This is a genomic window from Litorisediminivivens sp. KMU-197, assembly GCF_056858395.1.
In genome coordinates this window covers 36,159-56,505 of the sequence record NZ_JBXEQG010000003.1, presented here as the reverse complement: position 1 = coordinate 56,505, position 20,347 = coordinate 36,159, and the positions used below count along the sequence as shown (strand labels likewise).

20 protein-coding genes and 1 other RNA gene are annotated in these 20,347 nt (G+C 65.1%); 9 read left to right on the top strand and 12 right to left on the bottom strand.

The genetic code is table 11. From position 1 onward, the window contains the following. Positions 1 to 16: 16 nt before the first annotated feature. Positions 17 to 2,182 (top strand): catalase/peroxidase HPI, encoded by a 2,166-nt coding sequence (gene katG, locus AC04PT_RS08110; RefSeq protein WP_482873147.1) that lies wholly within the window; start codon positions 17 to 19, stop codon positions 2,180 to 2,182. 117 nt (positions 2,183 to 2,299) lie between these two features. Here the strand turns inward: katG and arsJ are convergent, their stop codons facing one another. Genes arsJ through AC04PT_RS08090 form a run of 4 tightly spaced genes read right to left on the bottom strand, consistent with a single transcriptional unit; the run spans position 2,300 to position 6,740 of the window. Next, positions 2,300 to 3,592 (bottom strand): organoarsenical effux MFS transporter ArsJ, encoded by a 1,293-nt coding sequence (arsJ, locus tag AC04PT_RS08105; RefSeq protein ID WP_482873146.1) that lies wholly within the window; start codon positions 3,590 to 3,592, stop codon positions 2,300 to 2,302. A 4-nt stretch (positions 3,593 to 3,596) separates the two neighbouring features. Continuing rightward, positions 3,597 to 4,898, bottom strand: a complete 1,302-nt coding sequence (locus tag AC04PT_RS08100) for a DUF1036 domain-containing protein (protein WP_482873145.1) — start codon at positions 4,896 to 4,898, stop codon at positions 3,597 to 3,599. A gap of 10 nt (positions 4,899 to 4,908) precedes the next feature. Further along, positions 4,909 to 5,907, bottom strand: a complete 999-nt coding sequence (locus AC04PT_RS08095) for an ArsJ-associated glyceraldehyde-3-phosphate dehydrogenase (protein WP_482873144.1) — start codon at positions 5,905 to 5,907, stop codon at positions 4,909 to 4,911. Then, positions 5,904 to 6,740, bottom strand: a complete 837-nt coding sequence (locus AC04PT_RS08090; RefSeq protein WP_482873143.1) for an arsenate reductase/protein-tyrosine-phosphatase family protein — start codon at positions 6,738 to 6,740, stop codon at positions 5,904 to 5,906. Before AC04PT_RS08090 ends, AC04PT_RS08095 begins: the two co-directional genes overlap by 4 nt. 83 nt (positions 6,741 to 6,823) lie before the next feature. Here AC04PT_RS08090 and modA point away from each other — a divergent pair, with 83 nt between their 5' ends. Genes modA through AC04PT_RS08075 form a run of 3 tightly spaced genes read left to right on the top strand, consistent with a single transcriptional unit; the run spans position 6,824 to position 9,419 of the window. Next, positions 6,824 to 7,669, top strand: coding sequence for a molybdate ABC transporter substrate-binding protein (modA, locus tag AC04PT_RS08085; RefSeq protein ID WP_482873142.1), 846 nt, complete (start codon positions 6,824 to 6,826; stop codon positions 7,667 to 7,669). Next, positions 7,669 to 8,337 carry a molybdate ABC transporter permease subunit gene (gene modB, locus AC04PT_RS08080; RefSeq protein ID WP_482873141.1) on the top strand — a complete coding sequence of 223 codons (669 nt, stop codon included), beginning with the start codon at positions 7,669 to 7,671 and terminating at the stop codon, positions 8,335 to 8,337. Before modA ends, modB begins: the two co-directional genes overlap by 1 nt. Next, entirely contained in the window at positions 8,337 to 9,419 is a 1,083-nt protein-coding gene (locus AC04PT_RS08075) for a molybdenum ABC transporter ATP-binding protein (protein ID WP_482873140.1), read from the top strand. The genes modB and AC04PT_RS08075 overlap by 1 nt, the downstream gene beginning before the upstream one ends. 21 nt (positions 9,420 to 9,440) lie before the next feature. Here AC04PT_RS08075 and AC04PT_RS08070 read toward each other — a convergent pair whose 3' ends face one another. Both AC04PT_RS08070 and AC04PT_RS08065 read right to left on the bottom strand, forming a co-directional pair. Next, positions 9,441 to 10,325: an MBL fold metallo-hydrolase gene (locus AC04PT_RS08070; RefSeq protein WP_482873139.1), complete on the bottom strand. Its 885-nt coding sequence runs from the start codon at positions 10,323 to 10,325 to the stop codon at positions 9,441 to 9,443. Between the two features lie 161 nt (positions 10,326 to 10,486). Beyond that, positions 10,487 to 10,879 (bottom strand): carboxymuconolactone decarboxylase family protein, encoded by a 393-nt coding sequence (locus AC04PT_RS08065; RefSeq protein ID WP_482873138.1) that lies wholly within the window; start codon positions 10,877 to 10,879, stop codon positions 10,487 to 10,489. Between the two features lie 278 nt (positions 10,880 to 11,157). On the opposite strand from AC04PT_RS08065, the gene AC04PT_RS08060 reads away from it, so the two are divergent. Continuing rightward, positions 11,158 to 12,021, top strand: coding sequence for an SMP-30/gluconolactonase/LRE family protein (locus AC04PT_RS08060; protein WP_482873137.1), 864 nt, complete (start codon positions 11,158 to 11,160; stop codon positions 12,019 to 12,021). 20 nt (positions 12,022 to 12,041) lie between these two features. On the opposite strand, the gene recR is transcribed toward AC04PT_RS08060, so the two are convergent. From recR to AC04PT_RS08035, 5 genes are all read right to left on the bottom strand, one after another. Then, positions 12,042 to 12,635: a recombination mediator RecR gene (gene recR, locus AC04PT_RS08055; protein ID WP_482873136.1), complete on the bottom strand. Its 594-nt coding sequence runs from the start codon at positions 12,633 to 12,635 to the stop codon at positions 12,042 to 12,044. Next, positions 12,632 to 13,672, bottom strand: a complete 1,041-nt coding sequence (locus AC04PT_RS08050) for a TraB/GumN family protein (RefSeq protein ID WP_482873135.1) — start codon at positions 13,670 to 13,672, stop codon at positions 12,632 to 12,634. Before AC04PT_RS08050 ends, recR begins: the two co-directional genes overlap by 4 nt. Before the next feature lie 10 nt (positions 13,673 to 13,682). Then, positions 13,683 to 14,027, bottom strand: coding sequence for a YbaB/EbfC family nucleoid-associated protein (locus tag AC04PT_RS08045; RefSeq protein WP_482873134.1), 345 nt, complete (start codon positions 14,025 to 14,027; stop codon positions 13,683 to 13,685). Positions 14,028 to 14,114: 87 nt separating this feature from the next. Then, on the bottom strand, positions 14,115 to 14,717 hold the full coding sequence (locus AC04PT_RS08040) for a hypothetical protein (RefSeq protein WP_482873133.1): 603 nt from the start codon (positions 14,715 to 14,717) through the stop codon (positions 14,115 to 14,117). 110 nt (positions 14,718 to 14,827) lie between these two features. After that, positions 14,828 to 16,582: a DNA polymerase III subunit gamma/tau gene (locus tag AC04PT_RS08035; protein ID WP_482873132.1), complete on the bottom strand. Its 1,755-nt coding sequence runs from the start codon at positions 16,580 to 16,582 to the stop codon at positions 14,828 to 14,830. A gap of 183 nt (positions 16,583 to 16,765) precedes the next feature. Between AC04PT_RS08035 and ypfJ the strand changes: the two genes are divergently transcribed. Then, entirely contained in the window at positions 16,766 to 17,611 is an 846-nt protein-coding gene (gene ypfJ / locus AC04PT_RS08030; protein ID WP_482873131.1) for a KPN_02809 family neutral zinc metallopeptidase, read from the top strand. A 107-nt stretch (positions 17,612 to 17,718) separates the two neighbouring features. On the opposite strand, the gene ffs is transcribed toward ypfJ, so the two are convergent. Next, an RNA gene (gene ffs, locus AC04PT_RS08025) (signal recognition particle sRNA small type) lies at positions 17,719 to 17,815 on the bottom strand. A gap of 84 nt (positions 17,816 to 17,899) precedes the next feature. Here ffs and nudC point away from each other — a divergent pair. From nudC to AC04PT_RS08010, 3 genes are read left to right on the top strand one after another with little or no spacing between them, the layout of a single operon-like run. After that, positions 17,900 to 18,865 (top strand): NAD(+) diphosphatase, encoded by a 966-nt coding sequence (gene nudC / locus AC04PT_RS08020; protein WP_482873130.1) that lies wholly within the window; start codon positions 17,900 to 17,902, stop codon positions 18,863 to 18,865. Between the two features lie 39 nt (positions 18,866 to 18,904). Beyond that, entirely contained in the window at positions 18,905 to 19,372 is a 468-nt protein-coding gene (locus AC04PT_RS08015; RefSeq protein ID WP_482873129.1) for an SRPBCC family protein, read from the top strand. A gap of 49 nt (positions 19,373 to 19,421) precedes the next feature. Next, complete coding sequence (locus tag AC04PT_RS08010) at positions 19,422 to 20,243, top strand: DUF4198 domain-containing protein (protein ID WP_482873128.1); 822 nt, start codon at positions 19,422 to 19,424, stop codon at positions 20,241 to 20,243. The last annotated feature ends 104 nt before the right edge of the window (positions 20,244 to 20,347 follow it).

The following is a 20,347-nucleotide window of genomic DNA, read 5'->3' as shown; positions in this document are numbered from 1 at the left end:
CATGGGAGATGCAGACATGGACGGAAACGATATCGGCAAATGCCCGGTGATGCACGGTTCCAGCCCTGCCGGGCAACGCGCGCGCGACTGGTGGCCCAATTCGCTGAACCTCGACATCCTGCACCAGCACGATGCCAAGGTCGATCCGATGGGCCGGGACTTCGACTACCGCGAAGAACTGAAGAAGCTTGACGTTGAGGCGCTGAAGAAGGACGTCGAGGCGCTGCTGACCGACAGTCAGGACTGGTGGCCGGCGGACTGGGGCCACTATGGCGGCCTGATGGTGCGGATGGCGTGGCACTCGGCCGGATCCTACCGCCTGTCCGACGGACGCGGCGGCGGCAATACCGGCAACCAGCGTTTTGCGCCGCTGAATTCCTGGCCCGACAACGTCAGCCTCGACAAGGCGCGCCGGCTGCTGTGGCCGATCAAGCGGAAGTACGGCAACCGGATTTCCTGGGCCGACCTGATGCTGCTGGCGGGGACCATGGCCTATGAGTCGATGGGCTTGAAGACCTTCGGGTTTGCGTTTGGCCGCGAAGACATATGGCACCCCGAAAACGACGTGTTCTGGGGCGAGGAAAAGGAATGGCTGGCGCCGTCCGACAGCCGCTACGGCGATCTCGAGGACCCCGGCACCATGCACGGGCCGGTGGCCGCGGTTCAGATGGGGCTGATCTACGTCAACCCCGAGGGCGTCAACGGAAACCCCGATCCGGCGCGCACCGCCAAGCACGTGCGCGAAACCTTCAAGCGGATGGCGATGAACGATGAGGAAACCGCGGCGCTGACCGCCGGTGGCCATTCGGTCGGCAAGGCGCATGGCAATGGCGATGCCTCGACCCTAGGGCCCGACCCGGAGGCGGCGGGCGTCGAGGCGCAGGGCTTCGGCTGGGCCAACGCCAACCAGGGCGGCAAAGCATCGAATGCCATCACCTCGGGGATCGAGGGCGCCTGGACCGCCAACCCGACCCAGTTCGACATGGGCTATTTCGACATGCTGTTCGGCTATGAGTGGGAACTGACCACCTCGCCCGCTGGTGCCAAGCAGTGGAAGCCGGTGGACATCAAGGAAGAGCACATGCCGCCGGACGCCTCCGATCCGTCCAAGCGCACCATGCCGGTGATGACCGATGCCGACATGGCGATGAAGGTCGACCCGGTCTACAACGAGATCTGCCAGAAGTTCATGGCTGATCCGGAGTACTTCAAGGACACCTTCGCGCGCGCATGGTTCAAGCTGACGCACCGCGACATGGGTCCGAAGGTGCGCTACATCGGACCGGACGTGCCTGACGAGGACCTGATCTGGCAAGACCCGGTGCCCGCCGGCGCGACCGGTTACGACATCGACGCGCTGAAAGCCAAGATCGCCGACTGCGGATTGTCCGGTGCCGATCTCATCGCCACCGCTTGGGACAGCGCCCGCACGTTCCGCGGCTCGGACCTGCGCGGCGGCGCCAATGGCGCGCGCATCCGCTTCGCGCCGCAGAAGGACTGGGCCGGCAACGAGCCGGAGCGGCTGGCCAAGGTGCTGGACACGCTGGAGCCGCTGGCGAAAGATGCCGGTGCCTCTCTGGCCGATACCATCGTGCTGGCCGGTAATGTCGGGGTGGAGCAGGCGATCAAGGCGGCCGGTCTGAGCGTCGACGTGCCTTTCGCGCCGGGCCGGGGCGATGCCAGCGAAGAAATGACCGATGCCGAAAGCTTCGATCCGCTCGAGCCCTTCGCAGATGGCTTCCGCAACTGGCTGAAGGAAGATCTGGGCGTGCCGCCCGAGGAGCTTCTGGTCGACCGCGCGCAGCTTCTGGGCCTGACCGCGCCGGAGATGACGGTGCTGGTGGGCGGCATGCGAATGCTGGGCACCAACCACGGCGGGTCCAAGCACGGTGTCTTCACCGACCGCGCAGGCGCGCTGGTGCAGGACTTCTTCGTCAACCTGACCGACATGTCGAACCGCTGGGAGAAGAAGGACGACGGCTCCTACGCGATCGTCGACCGCGCGTCGGGCGAGGAGAAGTGGACCGCGTCGCGGCTCGACCTTGTGTTCGGCTCCAACTCGATCCTGCGCGCCTATTGCGAGCTCTATGCGCAGGACGACAACGCCGAGAAGTTCGCGCGTGACTTCGTGGCGGCCTGGACCAAGGTGATGAACGCGGATCGTTTCGACATCGCGGGATAAGCCTACGGGCATGAGCAAGCGGCCCCGTCCGGTGCGTCCGGGCGGGGCTTTTTGTTGGTCAGGCTACGGCTGTCGCTTGCAAGTTTTGTGGCCCGGAGTTTGCCGTCGGGTCCCGGATCATGTCCGGGTGGAGGGAGAAGCAAAGGCTTGGCTGTCCGCTGCAAGACGACGCGTACAAAGCCAGCTCAGTCCCAGCATCGCCGCAGCGGTCGCCAGGCAGAGCGCAACCCCGCCCAACTGATAGGACAGGCCCGACAGCACCGTGCCGAGCAGTCTCCCCGCCGCATTGGCCATGTAGTAGAAGCCCACGTCCATCGTCACACGCGCGGCGCTGGTGAAGGCGAGGATCAGGTAGGAATGCAGCGCCGAGTTGACCGCGAAGAGCGCCCCGAATACCAGCAGCCCGGCGACCAGCGCCACCGTCAACCAAGCCGACGGTGCGCCGGCCCAAGCAACCAGCCCGGCCAGCGCCGCCGGCACGACAACCAGCGCCAGCACCCAGTGACGCGCCATCGTCGCGATCTCGGACACAGACTGAACGCTCGCCCGCAGGAGTTTCGGGGCCGAGGCCTGCACCGCGCCATAGAGGATGGTCCAGACCGCCATGAAACAGCCGATCATGAAGAACGCCGCGCGGTTGCCCGCTTCGCTGCCGTCCGACAAGACCGCGTAGAAATAGATCGGGATGCCCACCACGAACCAGACGTCGCGGGCGCCGAACAGGAACACTCGTGCCGCGCTCAGCCAGTTGATGTTGCGGTACTTCGACAACACTTCGCGGAACTTCGCATCCTTGCGGCCCGCCGGAAGGCCGGATGGCATGCGCAGGGCTACCGCCAGAAGGATCACGGCCAGAACCGCCGCCATGAACAACACCGATGCAGTGAATCCGATCACCCCCAGCGCCGCAGCGCCCAAGAGGAAGCCGCAGCCCTTTACCGCGTTTTTCGACCCGGTCAAAAGGGCCACCCAACGGAACAGCCCACCGCCCGCCGCGGGGGCGAGCAGCTTGACCGCCGATTTCGATGACATCTTGGCCAGATCCTTGGCGACACCCGAGGCGCCCTGCACCAGCATCACATAGGTCACCGACGCCGCCACCGCCCAGCCGGGATCGAGCCGCGCCAATACCAAAAGCGCCACCACCTGCAACCCAAGCCCCGCATAGAGCGTCGAAGTCAGGCCGAACCGCGCCGCGATCCAGCCGGCCGACAGGTTGGTCACAACCCCCGCGATTTCGTAGAGCACGAACAGGTAGGCCAATTGCACCGGCGAAAAGCCCAGCGTGTGAAAGTGCAGCAGCACAAGCATCCGGAGCGCCCCGTCCGTCAGCATGAAGGCCCAATAGGCCGCTGTCACCGCCACATAGGCGGCCAGGCCGTCGGGCTTCGCGGGCGCGCGGCCTTGCATGGGCTCAGTCCGGGTCGGTGAAGGTATAGGTGACATCCTTGATCACGTCAGTGACGGCCAGGTGACGTTGCCCGGTTCCGGAGACGAGGAAGCAGACCGGGCCACCCGCGGTCTCGACGTCCGGATAGGCGAGGATCACGGGACCGAGCCCGTCGGAGCCTGTGCAATCGTCGTGCAGTTCGAAGACGTAACGTGCGCTAACCTCACCGCCCCGAAGCACCTCCAGGTCCTCGCCGTCGATGATCCACGCATAGCCGTCGTCCGTGTCCGAGGCCCACTGGCCTTGCAGGTGTTCCATCAGACCGGCCATGGTTGATGTCGCCGGCACCGGTTCGGGCGCGGTTGCGATCACGCGCAGCATGACCTCGGCCGAGAGGTCGGTCAGCACGATGATATCGCCGGAGATCTGCAGTGCAGCGCCCGGAGCAAGCAGCAGCATGGCGTCGATCACCTTGGGCGTGGTCGGGCCGCTGGCCGGAACGATGTAGCGGCGGGCGTCGGCGGTGAAGGTGCAGACTGTCTCGGCGCCCAGACCATCGCAGCCATCGAACCGCGCGACGAGGGTGAACGGCTCACCAAAGGTGCCCGGGCCCTCGTCAACCACTGGCGTCGCTGTATTCGCAATGAAGCCTTGCAGCTCGATCTCCGCGCGGTCGCCCGCGCGCCCGAGCAGCAGGCCAGTGATCTGCATGCTGGTGCCGATCACCACCTCGTCCATCGCGTCGATCAAGTCGAGATCGGAAGGACCTGCTTCGGACGCGACGTACCGTGTGCCGTCGCCAAGCACTTCGCAGACACGCGCCCCGTTCACCTCGGAACAGCCGCGGAACACGCCGCCGGCATTAAACACGCCCTCGGCATAGGCCAAATCGGTCACCGCCGGTTCCTTGGGTGCTGCGACGTCCGGCGCGGCGGTCAGGGCAATGGTGAGGCTGGTCGCGCCTTCCTCCTTGTCTATGGCGTCAAACGGCTCGGCCTTGTAGCCGCGAACGGCGCAGTCCGTATCTCCGACGATCTCGAAGACATCTTCGGAGGTGCAGAACATCCGATCCTCATGCCGCCAGTCCCGCCCCGCCGCGGTGGTGCGGTAGTAATAGGCATCGCGCTCCAGCGGTGCCGCGATGACGCTGGTGCAGGCGCCGGGCTCGATCCCCCACCAGCCTTCGGACACCCAGCCCGACGCACCGCCATGCGCGACGGCGACGCTGACCTTTTCGGCGGTCTGGTTGCAGAAGGACAGGTCGGCCAAGACAGCCGAGGGCAGCAGCCCCAGACCCAGGATGACGGAGGGAAGAATTCGGCGCATCAACGGTTCCTCAGAGGCTGTTTCCGACCATAATTGCTACATCCACCAGCCGATTGGCATACCCCCATTCGTTGTCGTACCAGGCATAGACCTTCACCTGCGTCCTGTTGACCACCATGGTCGAGGGCGCGTCGATAATAGCCGAACGCGGATCATTGGTGTAATCGCAGGACACCAGAGGCCGTGTCTCATAGCCGAGGATGCCCTTCAGCGGCCCGGCGGCGGCAGCGGCGAAGAGCGCGTTCACCTCCTCTGCGGTGGTCGCCTGGTCGACTTCGAAGACACAATCCGTCAGCGAGGCATTGAGCAGCGGCACCCGCACCGCGTGGCCGTCAAGCTTGCCGATCAACTCGGGATAGATCAACGTGATCGCGGTGGCCGAGCCGGTGGTCGTCGGGATCAGCGAGTTCAGCGCCGAACGGGCGCGACGCAGGTCCTTGGCGGGGCGGTCGACGATGGTCTGGGTGTTGGTCACGTCGTGTATGGTGGTGATGGAGCCGTGCCTAATGCGCAGGTTTTCGTGGATCACCTTGACCACCGGCGCGAGGCAGTTGGTGGTGCAACTGGCGGCGGTAACGATATGGTGGCTGTCCGAGTCATAGGCATCATGGTTCACACCGTAGACAAGATTGGCGACACCCTCGTCCTTGACCGGTGCGGAGACCACGACCTTCTTCACCCCGGCATCGAAGTAGGGCTGGATCGTTGCGGCGGCCTTGAACGCGCCGGTACAGTCGATCACCACGTCGACACCGTCCAAGGGAAGGTCGCCAATGTCGCGCTTTCGGTGGCATGGGATGCGAATGCCATCGATGCTGAGGCTGTCGTCGTCCGAGGTGAACGCCGCTGGCCAGCGTCCGTGAACGGTATCGAACTCCAATAGATGGGCGTGCATCGCGGGGTCGCCGACAGAGTCGTTGATCCAGGCAATCGTCGCGCCGCGCTCCAATAGTGGCCGCAGCGCCAGCTTGCCCATGCGGCCCAACCCGTTCAGTGCATAGGTGGTCATTCGATTTCCTTCTCGCGGCCGATCCGGTCGACCTCTTGCTGCAGTTCAATCCGGTCCAGCGTGTCCAGTGGCAAGGCGGTGAAGGCCGCGACCCGGCGGCGCATGATTGCGAAGATCTGCCGGAAGGCGCTGCGTTTGTCGGCCTCGGTGCCGGTGGCCCTTGCCGGGTCGGGCAGGCCCCAATGGGCGCTAATCGGCTGGCCCTGCCAAGCGGGGCACTCCTCGTTCGCGGCGCGGTCGCAGACGGTGAAGACGAAATCGAACTTCGGCGCGGCCTCGCTCCGGAACTCCGACACGGTCTTGGCGCGCAGCCGCGCGGTCGCCAATCCCTCCGAGGCCAGAATCTCGACCGCCAGCGGGTTCAGCTTGGACTGCGGGCGGGTGCCGGCGGAATAGGCGTTGAAGCGACCGCCGCCGAGGTCGCGCAAGAGCGCTTCTGCAAGGATCGACCGGGCGGAATTCCCGGTGCAGACGAACAGGACGTTGAACGTGCGGCCCCCCGTGGTGCGGCCTTGGTTGCTCACACCAGCGAGCGGTGGGCACAGCTCCGGGCGGCCCTGGCAGCAATTCAGAAAGAGGTCAGACATCATCGCCTGTGCCCCATGGGTGTTCAGGCTGTAAAGCAGCGACGTGCCGCGCCGCTCTTGGGTTATTAGCCCAGAACGATTCAGCGCAGAGAGATAGACCGAGGCGGTCGAGGCCTTGAGCCCCCTGACCTCGGCGATCTCACCGGCCGACAAGGCGTCGGGCGCGCGCCGGACGAGCAGGCGAAAGAGGCCCAATCGTTGGGGATGGCTGAGCACCGCGAGCTTTTCTGTCAGGTCCGCTTCCATATTTCATGGATATTTGAAATAATTGCGGTTGGCAACCGCGTTTCCGCCGGATGGGCATCTCTGCCAATCACTGTCGCGGGACCATGCGCGCGCCCCATGGCAATCGCCTGCACGCGCGGATAGACTTTGACCGCAACGTCGAAAGCCAAGCAATGTCCCTGCCCCGCCGTCATTTCCTGGCCTTCACCGCCGCCGCTCTGGCCCTGCCCGCCTCGGCCCAGACCGTGCCGGTGATCGCCGCCGCTGCCTCGCTGCGTTTCGTCATGGATCCGCTGCTGGCGGGTTTTGCGGCTGCCGGCGGTGCGCCGCTCCGGGTGGCCTTCGGATCGTCCGGTACATTGGCGCAGCAGATCCTTCATGGCGCGCCCTTCGAGATGTTCCTTTCCGCGGACGAGGCCTATGTGCAGGCGCTGGCCGAAGACGGGCCGCTTCCGGACGCGGGCATGATCTATGCCCGTGGACGGCTGGCCCTCATTGCGCCGGATGCCGGCAGGTTGCCGGTCGATCCGGCCCTTGACGGGCTGGCCGCCGAGATCACCGCCGGGACCCTACGGCGCTTTGCCATCGCCACGCCGGAGCACGCGCCTTACGGCATGGCGGCCCGCGATGCCCTGATCCATCGCGGGCTCTGGGAAGGATTGCAGCCCTTTATGTTGCTCGCCGAGAACGTCAGTCAGGCCGCGCAATTCGCGGTGTCCGGAAATGCCGATGGCGGCCTGGTGGCGGCGTCTCTGGCACGGGCCGGGCCGGTCGCCGCCGAGGCGCGGTCGACCCTGATCGACGAAAGCTGGCACGCACCGCTGAACCAGCGCATGGCTCTGACCGCGACCGCCGGCGAGACCGCGCGCGCGTTTCACGCCTTCCTGCAGACCCCGGCGGCGCTGGCGATCTTCGCCGATCACGGCTTTACGGCCCCGGACCCCGCGTGATGGACTGGCAGGCATTGTGGCTGTCGTTGCATCTGGCGGGCTGGACGGTGGCGGTGTTGTTGCCCGTAGCGGTGTTTCTGGGCCGCTTCCTTGCCTATCACAAGTTCACCGGCAAGGGCGCGGTCGAGGCGCTGGTGATCCTGCCCCTGGTACTGCCGCCGACGGTGCTGGGATTCTACCTGCTGGTGGCCTTTGGTGCCGGCAGCCCGGTCGGGCAAGCCTGGGATTGGCTGTGGGGCGGGCCTCTGGTGTTCAGCTTCGAGGGTCTGGTGGCGGCCTCGGTGCTGTTCAACCTGCCCTTCGCGATCCAGCCCGCCCAGCGCGGCTTCGAGGCGGTGCCGGTCCAGGTCCGTGAGGCCGCTGCCTGTTGTGGCATGTCGCAGATGACCGCGCTGCGCCGGGTCGAACTGCCACTGGCCTGGCCGGGCGTGCTGACCGGCATGGTCCTGACCTTCGCGCACACGCTGGGCGAATTCGGCATCGTGCTGATGGTCGGCGGTTCGATCCCCGGCGAGACCCGCACCGTCGCCATCGCCATCTACGACCGGGTGCAGGCTTTCGACATGGCCGGCGCTGCGCAGATGTCGGGCGTGCTGCTGGCAATCTCGCTGGTGACCATCGCAGTGACCTTCTGGCTGTCGTCCCGTGCCGGCAGGAGGCTCTCCTGATGACGCTGAAGGTCATGGTCAGGGCGCACGTACCGATCCCGCTGGACGTGAGCTTCGCCGTCGCGCCGGGCGAGCTGCTGGCCTTGGTCGGCCCGTCGGGCGCCGGGAAATCCAGCATTCTGCGCAGCGTGGCCGGGCTTTTGCATCCGGCCGAGGGTCGAGTGGCGGCGGCGGGCGAGACCTGGCTCGATACCGAAAGAGGCATCGACTTGCCAACGCACCGGCGGCGCGTCGGCGTGGTGTTCCAGTCCTATGCGCTCTTTCCTCAGATGACCACGCTTGGCAACGTCATGGCGGGCGGGGCAGACCGAAGCCGTGCGCGGGAATTGCTGGCGATGGTGCATCTGGATGGGCTGGACGCACGCCGGCCGGCAGAATTGTCCGGCGGGCAGCAACAGCGCGTGGCGGTGGCCCGGGCACTGGCCCGCGAGCCGAAGGTGCTGTTGCTGGACGAGCCTTTTTCGGCGGTGGACCAAGCGACGCGCGACGCATTGCAGGCCGAGATTTCCCGGCTGCGTGCCCATCTCGAAATGCCGGTCGTGCTGGTCACGCACGACATGGAAGAGGCCCGCAGGCTGGCCGACACAATCGTGATGATCGACCACGGCAGGGTGGTCCGCGAAGGTTCGGCCGAGGATGTGCTGACCGACCCCCGCGCGCTGCGAGGCATGGGCCTGCGCGAGGCCGGGGCAACTCTGACCACGCGGATCGCGGAGCATGAGGACGACGGGCTGACGCGGCTTGACGGCGTCGCTGGGCCGCTCTGGCTGCCGCGCGTGGCGGGTGAGGTCGGCGACGTGGTACGGGTGCGGATCATGGCGCATGACGTGATCCTGTCGCGCGATCCGCCGCGCGAGATGTCGGCGCTCAACGTCATCGCCGGTGAGGTCGAGACCATCCTGCCCGGCGACGGACCGGGGGCGATGGTGACGCTGAGGATCGGCTCCGAGCGCCTTCTCGCGCGGATCACCCAGCGGTCGGTGCAAGCCATGGGGCTGGCTGAGGGGCAACGCTGTCACGCCGTGGTCAAGACCATGGCCGTGGCGCCGCGCCATGTCGGGCGCGATCCCGCTGGGGTGTGACGTACCGCAGCGGCGGCGGCGTCACAGGCCGTTCAGAGGGACTTTCAGCACCGGGTTGCCGTCAGGATCACGCGGCACTTCGCCGGCGCGCATGTTGACCTGAAGCGACGGGATGATCAGCCGTGGCATCGCCAGTTGTGCGTCGCGCTCGGTGCGGAAGGTGATGAAATCCTCGCGGGTCTTGCCTGCGCCGACGTGAATGTTGTGCGCCTTCTCTTCAGCGACCGTGGTTTCCCATTGGATGTCGCGCCCGTTCGGCCCATAGTCGTGGCACATGAACAGGCGCATGTCGTCCGGCAGCGCCAGTACTTTCTGGATCGAATCGTACAACTGGCCGGCGTCGCCACCCGGGAAATCCGCGCGGGCCGAGCCGCCGTCAGGCATGAACAAGGTGTCCCCGACAAAGGCCGCATTTCCGATCACATGGGTCATGCAGGCGGGCGTGTGCCCGGGCGTGTAGATCACGAAGGCCTCGAGCGTGCCGATCCGATAGGTGTCGCCGTCTTCGAACAGCCTGTCGAACTGCGATCCGTCGCGCTGGAATTCCGTGCCTTCGTTGAAGATCTTACCGAAGGTGTCCTGGATCACCATGATTTTCGACCCGATGCCGATCTTGCCGCCCAGCTTCTGCTGGATGTAGGGCGCCGCCGACAGGTGATCGGCATGGACGTGGGTCTCGATGATCCACTCCAGCTTGAGCCCGCGGTCTTCGATCACGCGGATCATCGCGTTGGCGTGGTCATAGGTGATGCGACCGGCGGCATAGTCGATGTCCATCACCGAATCGATGATGGCGCAGGCGTCGGAGGCCGGATCGATGACGATGTAGGAGATCGTGTTGGTGGCCTCGTCGAAGAAGGCCTGAACCTCGGGGGTGACGTCCATGGTCACGGGATATTCGGTCATGCTGCTCTCCTGATCGCGGCCGCACCAAAGGGGCGCCTTGAAGCTTGACACTGTGCCTTGCCTGCGCCCCAGACATATATACAAAACTGAATGCGTTCAAGCCGCCGGGGGGTGTGGACGGACTTGGGCGTCGCGCGCCCATGACGCGCGACACGTGTCATTCAGTTGGACGGGATTAGCGTATCGACCTCGGCCTTGAAAGTCTCGAAATCATATGCGGTGCCGTTCAGGACGGTGCTCCACAGCCGTACATCCGCGGCGGCGGCGATGGCCGCCTTGATTTCGAGGTCCGTCGCGCCGGCGGCCTTTGCCGCTCTCGTGTGGTAGTAGATGCAGTATTCACACGGGATCTGAGCAGCCACGCCAAGCTGGATCAACTGCATGGATTTGCCGTCTATGGCGGCCTCTTCGCCTTCAAGCGCGCCGAGCAGGCCGAGCGCGTGACCGAGCGCATAATCGGGATAGGTGTTCTTCATGAAATCCGGCGCGTCCTGAGCTGCCGCAGTTCCGTAAAGAAGCCCCGCCGCCGTAGCGGCCATGATGAGAATTTTCATTCTATCCTCCATCCAAAACAGGGCTTGTCGAAAGCCCACACCGCAGCGGAGCGTGAAGGAATTTGGGAGGCACTTGAGCAGCCGATTCACGGCCCCAGCGATGGGCGGGATTTTAGCACGAAATGGGGACATTTGCGATTGTCCACAGACCGCATCCCGCGCGCGTCCAGAGGCGCACGACAGCCATCATGACATCACGGCCGCCGCCTGCGGAATTAATGTTGACGTAGGGTCAATTGAGTTCAGACTGTGTGTGCACATTTACAGGGAGAATTGACATGCGAAACATTACTCTTGGTGGCGCGGCCGTGGCCGCAGTCATCGGCTCGGCCTTGCCGGCGCAAGAGCCGATCTGGACGATGGAAGGTCTGGAAACCCCTGAAAGCGTTTACTACGACGCCGCTCGCGACATCCTTTTCGTGTCGAACATCAACGGGGAAGCAACCGGCAAGGATGGCAATGGATATATCTCGCGGGTCAGCCCGACCGGAGAGCTTGCCGAGGCGCAATGGATCACCGGACTGGACGCACCGAAGGGGCTGGTAAGCGACGGGACCACTCTGTACGTCAGCGACATTGACCGGCTGGTGTCCATCGACATCGACAGCGGCGAGAACGCCGAAACATGGCCGGTCGAGGGAGCCATTTTCCTGAATGACACAGCGATAGACGGAGACGGGCGGGTCTATGTCTCGGACATGATTGCGCAGCGGATTCACGTGCTTGCCGACGGCGAATTGTCCGTCCTTGCCGAAGGCGAGGTACTGCAGCATCCCAACGGCCTCAACATACGCGACGGCAGGTTGATCGTGGCCGCATGGGGTATTGGCCTGCAGGACAATTTCACAACCGAGACCCCGGGACACCTGCTGACGGTGGACATGTCGACCGGTGAGGTAGCGGCGCTGGGGTCGGGCGAGCCTGTCGGAAACCTTGACGGGCTGGAGCCGGATGGCGCGGGCAATTGGATCGTGTCGGACTGGATCGCGGGGGCGGTTCATCGCATAGGCGAAGACGGCAGCGCCGAGATGCTGCTTGATCTCGATATGGGCAGCGCCGACCTCGAATACCTGCCCGACCAGTCGCTGGTCATCGTACCGATGATGCTGAGCAACAGGCTGGTTGCCTACCGGATCGAATAGAGACGTGGGCGGGCCGCAAACTACAGGGTTTTGCGTGCATTCAACGCCGCGCTGATCGTGCCGTCATCAAGGTAGTCCAACTCACCGCCGATCGGCACGCCCTGCGCCAGCGAGGTCAGGCGCACGCGCCCCTCTAGCTGGTCGGCGATGTAATGCGCCGTGGTCTGGCCGTCGATGGTGGCATTGAGCGCAAGGATCACCTCGGTGACATTCTCGGTCTCGATCCTGTCCACCAGCCGCGGAATGGACAGGTCCTCGGGGCCGACACCGTCCAGTGCCGAAAGCGTCCCGCCCAGCACGTGATAGCGGCCCTTGAACACGCCCGAACGCTCCATCGCCCAGAGATCGGCCACGTCCTCGACCACGCAGATCATGCCGTTGGCGCGCTTCTCTGCCTCACAGATATCGCAGATGTCCGAGGTGCCGATATTGCCGCAGTTCAGACATTCACGGGCGGTCGCGGCAACCTGTGTCATCAGGTCGGCCAGCGGCGTCATTTGCAAGGCACGCTTGCGGATAAGGTGCAGGACGGCGCGTCGGGCGGAGCGAGGGCCAAGTCCCGGCAGCTTGGCCATAAGTTCGATCAGCGCGTCAATGTCTCGGGTGGAGCTCATTTCCTCACCTCGCCGTGCAGTGGAATGCGAGTCACGGTGAACCCCTCGTCACGTAAAAGCTCGATCATGCCAGCCTGCCCCGGTAGGTGGAAGTTGCCAACCGCGATCAACACGCCGCCCTTGTCCAGCTCTTCGCGCACGCCATCTACGAACTGCCGGTTTCGGGCGTCCAGAAGGTAACGATTGACACGGTCCACCGCCGCGCCGCCGTCGCCCAGAAGCTCGGCCAGATGGGCCCGGTCCCACGCCATCGCGACGCCGACCTCGCCGCGCAGATAGAGTGCCATGGCTGTGGAACGGTCCTGCCATGTGGACGCAGGATCGAGGTAGCCACCGTAGACGTTGAGAAAATCGACCGCGAAGTCAGCGTTTTTCGGCTGATCGAGATGCTGGCGAATGCGCTCGGGGTCCTCAAGAGACAGGATCTCGGCACCCGCGATCATGCCGAGGGTCTGGATGTGGCTGTCCTGCACCGGCAGCACGCCGTAAGAGAAGTCGTTGCAGGGGTCCGACAACAGCAGTTCGGCCAGCCCGCCGGGCGTCAGCCGCTCGGGCGCGTCCCGCCCCCAGCCAAGCCCTTCGGTCCGCAGGCGGATCCAGTCGAGCACCTCCGGGTGGATGCCGGACTCGGCCAGCGGGGCCTGCCGACCATTCCTATACCAGCCGTCCCGGACAAACTGCGCGTCATACGCCGCGCGCGACGGCAGGATCGGGTCGATCTCAAGCGCAATGAGCCGCGCGCCGTCGATGCGCTGTTCGACGATGTCGGGCAGGTCCAGCACACGCGGATCGGCCGAATGCATGGTGCCCCACAGATGCGAGACCGCCCCTTTGGGCGAGGTCAGGCGCCAGAACCGGCCCACAGAATGCGGGATGAGCCGGGCCTCGCGCTCGAGCGCATCCAAAGTCGCTGGGGCAAAGACCTCTTCGTGTACAGCAACCTTGGGAACGTCGCAAACGGCGCGGGTGGCCCAATCCTGAGCCTCGGCCCCCGCGGCGATGACTGCCGCCGCGAGGGTCGAAAGTACGCGCCGCATGGTCATCGGCCTAGAACGGCAGCTTCATGTCTGCAGGCAGGCCCATCTCTTGCGTCAACTTGCCCATCTCGTCCTCCGCGCGCTGCGAGGCACGGGCCTGAGCGTCCTTGATCGCGGCGAGGATCAGGTCCTCGACTACTTCCTTGTCGTCGCCGTTGAAGATCGACGGGTCGATGTCCAGCCCCTTCAGCTCTCCCTTTGCGGACGCCGTGGCCTTGACCAGCCCTGCGCCGCTTTCACCGGTGACGGTGATATTGTGCAGGTTGTCCTGAAGCTCGGCCATGCGGGTCTGCATCTGCTGGGCTTTCTTCATCATCCCGGCCATGTCGCCGAGATTCCCGAGTCCTTTGAACATCGTTTGCTCCTGTTCGCTTGCTTGGGGTCTAGATACGGACGGCAAGCGGCGGCGGCAAGGGTCGCGGCGCAACAACCCCAAGACGGGTCAGAACGACCGGCGATAACCGATGGTGAGCGCATTCGATCCGCTGTCGGTTTCGAACAGGCCGTAGCCGTCCGACCGGTGGTGAATGCGCAGGAACACCGTGTCGTCGGGACCGCCCACGTCAAAGGCAGTTTCGGCCATCAGGTAGACCAGCGCCTCCTGCGAAGCGCCGTAGGTTTCCACCTCGATCGATGGGACTTCGTCCGTCACCGACAGACCCATGCCAAAGGCGTAGCTGTCGATGCGTGACCACCATGGCCGCTCGGGTGAAAAGCGGATGGTCACGGGAAGGGCGAATTCCAGCAGGTCGTTGTCGCCGAAATGGGTGTTGACCTGAAACTCGAAGCCAAGCGACCAGCGCGGATCGACGGCAAGCGGCCTGTCCCACGCCAGCACCACGCCCGCCAGTCCGCTGTCCGTCACATCGACCGAGCCGCCGGCAAGCCCGGCCAGGTCGTTCCTCGTCATCACGCCGGCCATGACGCCGATGCTCCAGCCGCCGTCGTTGTCCTGTGCCTGACAGGACAACGACGGCGCCAAGAGCATGGCCAAGCCCGGCACGGCCCGCCGTTTCATCGCCCGGATGCATTCTCTGATGGTCACTGTGCCGCCCGCTTTCAAACCTTCCGGCACGGATGATACAGTTCAGCGCGGATCCGGCCAACGCCCGATCGGTCGACTGTGGCGCTGTCGTGGCTTTTCGGTCGGGCCAGTCACTCTTCTTCGAAAGGATCCCATTCGTCCTCGACTTCCTGCAGGGCCTCGACCTCGGCCTCCGCCGCGGCTTCGGCGGCCGTGTGGATCGCGGTGATCTTTGCCTTCGGAAAGGTTGCAAAGGCCGCGCGGACCAGCGGATGCTCGGACGCCTGCGCCTCGATCGCCAGACGGTCGGCATCGCGGGTCTCGACGATGGTGGGGGCATCGGTGTCGTTGACGAGGATCACCGCCCAGCGATTTCCGGTCCAGCGTTGCAGCGCGGTGCCGAGACGCTGCGCCAGATCGGGAGGCGCGCTGTCGGAGGGTGTGAACTCGATCCGGCCGGGCTGATAGGCGGAAAGGCGCACGCCGGCCTCGACCTCGACCAGCAGCTTCACATCACGGTTCGAGCGGATCAGCTCGACCACGTGCTCGAAGGTCGGATAGCGTGCCAAGGCCTGATCGGCGGCCAGCGCGACCACGGTGCCACCCCCCGAGGCGCTGGGGCCGGCGGGGCCACGATGCGTGGGTTGCGGCAGACCCTGTGCCGTGGTCTGGGCGTGCCCCGGGCCACCGCCACCTGACGTTGGCGGAGTGGGCACTGGCGCGTCGCCCAGCTTGCGGATCAGCTCTTCCGGACTGGGCAGGTCGGCGACATGGGTCAGCCGGATCAGCGCCATCTCGGCCGCCATCATCGCGTTGGGCGCAAGCGAGACCTCGTCGATTGCCTTGAGCAGCATCTGCCACATCCGGCTGAGCGCGCGCATCGGCAGGTCGCCCGCCATCTGCAGGCCCCGCGCGCGTTCGTCCGGCGCGATGGTCGGATCCTCGGCGGCGTCGGGCGTGATCTTGACCACCGAGATCCAGTGCGTCACCTCGGCCAGATCGCGCAGCACCGCCATCGGATCGGCACCGTCGGCATATTGCGCCGACAACTCGGTCAGGGCCGAGGCCGCGTCGCCCTTCATCACCATATCGAACAGGTCCATCACCCGGCCACGGTCGGCAAGGCCCAGCATGGCACGGACTTCCTCGGCAGTGGTTTCCCCGGCGCCATGGCTGATCGCCTGGTCGAGCAGCGAGGTGGCGTCGCGGGCCGAGCCTTCGGCCGCACGGGTCAATAACGCGAGCGCCTCGTCGGTGATTTCCGCGCCCTCGGAGCCCGCGATGCGGCGCAGCAGGCCGATCATATCCTCGGGCTCGATCCGGCGCAGGTCGAAGCGCTGGCACCGCGACAGCACCGTCACCGGCACCTTGCGGATTTCGGTGGTGGCGAAGATGAACTTCACATGCGCCGGCGGTTCCTCGAGCGTCTTGAGAAGCGCGTTGAACGCCGATTTCGACAGCATGTGCACTTCGTCGATGATGTAGACCTTGTAGCGCGCGGCACTCGGCGCATAGGCCACGGAATCGATCACCGTCGAACGGATGTCATCGACACCTGTGTTCGAAGCCGCGTCCATTTCCAACACGTCGACGTGACGCCCTTCGGAGATCGCGACGCAGTGCTCGCAGACGCCGCAAGGCTCGGTGGTGGGTTCCCCCTGCCCGTCCGGGCCAATGCAGTTCATGCCCTTGGCGATGATACGCGCCGTCGTCGTTTTGCCGGTGCCACGGATGCCGGTCATCATGAATGCCTGGGCGATGCGGCCGGTCTGAAAGGCGTTCTGAAGCGTGCGCACCATTGCGCCCTGGCCGACCAGATCGGCAAAGGTTTCGGGCCGGTATTTCCGCGCCAGCACCTGATAGGCGGGCTTGTCCGTGTCGCTCATGAAGGGGCCTTTCGATGTTGCGCGCAGGGTATGCGGTCAAACGGCAGAGGTCCAGCGGTTGCACGGCCCGGGTCCGTCACGGCGCCCCGGTCTCTCGTGGCGGAACCAATGCCCCTCACGACAGTTGAACATCCCGTAAGGGTGGCGTGAACCCTCTGCCCCTCAGTCATGAAAGGACATGCCATGCGCCTCAGCGGACGCCGTCTCAGCCGGAACATCCAGGACCGCCGCCGAATGGGCGGAGGCGCCAAGGCCGGGGGGATCGGCGGTGTCGGTTTGCTGGTCGTGCTGGCCATAGGGTATTTCACCGGCATCGACGTCACTCCGCTGTTGCAGGGCACCGGCCTGACCCAGACCACCAGCAGCGCCCCGCGCGAGTTGACCGCCGCCGAGGAAAAGGCGGCGCAGTTCTCGTCTCAGGTGCTGGCCACCACCGAGGACGTCTGGACGCAGATCTTCCCCGAGCAGGTCGGCCAACCCTACGAACCTCCGGTCATGGTGCTCTATTCCGGAATCACCCAGTCGCCCTGTGGCGGCGCCAGCGGCGCAACCGGGCCGTTCTACTGCCCGGCCGACGAAAAGGCCTATCTCGACACCGAGTTCTTCGCCACCATGTCGCGCGAACTGGGCGCGGGTGGTGATTTCGCCGCAGCCTACGTTATCGCCCATGAGGTCGCGCACCATGTCCAGCAGGAGCTGGGCATTCTGGGACAGGTGCAACAGGCGCGTCAGCGCTCCAGCCAGCGCGAAGCCAACGCATTGACTGTACGGCTGGAATTGCAAGCAGATTGCCTTTCCGGCGTGTGGGCGCGGGCGGTCGGAGACCTGCTCGAGCCCGGCGATCTGGACGAAGCACTGAATGCGGCGCGGCGGATCGGCGACGATTATCTGCAACGTCGTGCCGGCAAGGTGCCGAACCCGCATACCTTCACCCACGGCACATCTGAACAGCGTTCGGGCTGGTTCCGGCGCGGCTACGAGAGCGGCGACATGAACCAATGCGATACATTCGCGGCGGAGAGACTTTAGAGGCTAGCCTGTTAGTGCATCCGGTGACGCGACAGAGGTAACAGTGACATTGTGACGAATTGTCCGGAACCGCCTGCCGAGTCGTCATCTGCCTTGCAGCTGACATTGGTGAGAGGCTGGACAACGACCCAAGCGGGGCTCGTTACGGCTGCTTCCTTCCGGACCTGACCGGGTTGGCGAGGCGCTTGCCCGCGCCAACCTCTCGACCCGGTACCTAATCAATCCCCGCACCGCTTGCAAGGGCCTGCCCGCCATGCAATCCCGTTCCCGTACCATGGAGACGAGCGTATGAAACTGGCGGAAACGGTGACTTTCGGCGGCTCTGCGCTGGACCGCGCAGCCGAGCTGCGCGGCGACGCAGATGCCTTGACGCTGGCACGACAGGACCCGGCGGCGCGGGCGATCGCGCTCTGGCGCGGTAAGGTGCTGATCGACGAAAGGACCGACGCGCCAGTGCGCCTGCCGCTCGATCACGAGGTGCTGTCGCAGGGCGATGACGACCTGATCCTGCTGGGTCGCGATCAAGGCTCGGCGGTCTTCGCCTGCAACCTGTCTGCGTGGGAGCCGGTGGACCTCGACGGCGCCACGCTCGGGCAATTCGTCGACCGCTCGGTCCAGCGCCACCCCGCCCTGCCCGCCCATCAGGGATTTGCCGAATTGCGCGCCATCATGACCCGGCTCTCACCGCGCGACGCCGAACTTGCAGCCACGGCCAAAGCGATCATCGGCTGGCACGACAGCCACCGCTTCTGTTCGCGCTGCGGATCGAAGTCCGAAATCATTCTGGCCGGGTGGCAAAGCCGATGTCGCGACTGCGGCGGCCAGCACTTCCCACGGACCGACCCTGTTGTCATCATGCTGATCACCCACGGAAATTCGGTCCTGCTTGGGCGCTCTCCGCACTGGCCCGAGGGCATGTATTCCCTGCTCGCAGGCTTTGTCGAACCCGGTGAAACGCTGGAGGCGGCAGTGCGCCGCGAGGTCATGGAAGAGGCCGGGGTACCAGTGGGCGCAGTCAGCTATCTCGCGTCGCAGCCCTGGCCCTTTCCGGCCTCGCTGATGATGGGCTGCCGGGGCGAGGCGCTGGACACCGAAATCACGCTTGACCCGGTGGAATTGGAGCATGCGCTCTGGGTCAGCCGCGAGGATCTGGCCGAAACAATGGCCGGTGCGCACCCCACGATTAAACCCACGCGGAAAGGCGCCATTGCACATTTTCTGTTGCGCAACTGGCTTGCGGATACGCTGGATTGACGCGACACTGCCGGAAACACGAAGAGGCCGGGCAGATACATGCAGTTTGAAGCCAAGGAAGATATCGAGGCGCCGATCGAACAGGTCTTCGACGTGCTGTCGGACGTCAACGCAATGGAGCGTCAGGCCCTGCGCCGCAACATCAAGGTCCGAAGGATCACCCCAGAAAACGAAGCGCAGCAGGGCATGCACTGGAATGCGGGGTTCACTTTTCGCGGACGAGCGATGACGGCGGACGTGCTGCTGTCGAAATACCAACCGCCGGAGGTGCTGGGATTTCAGGGTCAGGCTGGGGGGCTCGAGACTCGGCTGGATGTCGATCTGACCGCCCTGTCGCCGGGACGCACGCGGATGACGGTAACGGCGGACCTTCTGCCCAAGACCCTCTCGGCGCGGCTTCTTGTGCAGTCCCTGAAATTGGCGCGCGGGCGGATGACCCGGAAGTTTTCGGTCCGGGTGGCGCAATTCGCCAAGACGCTCGAAGAACGCGCGCGCAAGGCTTCGTGATCGCCGATCCGGCTTGCGGTGCGGCGCGCGCAAGCTAGGTTGAGCGCAGATGACGAAAGGATCCTTCATGCTGCGCCATTTGCTGTCCGTTCTGGCCCTGATGGCCCTGCCCGCTTCTTCCATCGCGCATGAATTCTGGATCGACGCCCGTGCGTGGCAGATTGCGCCGGGCGGGAAGTTGCTGGCCGACATCCGGGTCGGCGAGAACCTTGAAGGCCCGGCCTATGCCTATTTCCCGCCTCGCATCCGGCGGTTCCAGGCCATCATGGGCGACAATGTCTACACCGTGCAGGGGCGCGCCGGCGACAAGCCCGCGCTCAATGCCACCGCTCCGCAAGAGGGTCTGGCAATCGTCGTACACGCCACGACGGATTCCACAGTGACCTATTCCGACGCGGCAATTTTCGAAAAGTTCCTGGCGTCCAAGGACTGGTCTGCCCTGCTTGAAGAACACCGCGCGCGCGGATTGCCCGCGACTGGCTTCCGTGAAGCCTATTCGCGCCACGGCAAGGCCCTGATCGCCGTGGGGGACGGCGCCGGGCAGGACCGGCAGGTCGGACTGCTGACCGAAATCGTGGCACTGGCCAACCCCTATACCGACGACCTGTCAGAGGGTCTGCCGGTCAGGGTTCTGCACGAGGGCGCGGCGCGGACCGATGCCCAGGTTGAGGTGTTCGCCAAGGCGCCCGACGGCAGCGTTGAGGTCACCAAGCTGCGCACCGATGCTGCGGGCGAGGTGCAGGTGCCGGTCGTGCCGGGGCACGTCTATCTGGTCGACGCCGTGGTGGTGCAGGCCGTGGAGCCGAAGACCGAAGGCGATCCCGTCTGGGAATCGCTCTGGGCATCGCTGACCTTCAAGGTTCCGGAGTAAACAGCGCGACCCCTGGTTTTCGGGAGCTCCATCCCGGACCTGGTCCGGGGATCCCTTGCGAACCTTGTCCACAAGGCTCCGGTTCACGTTCTGGGCGCGGAAGT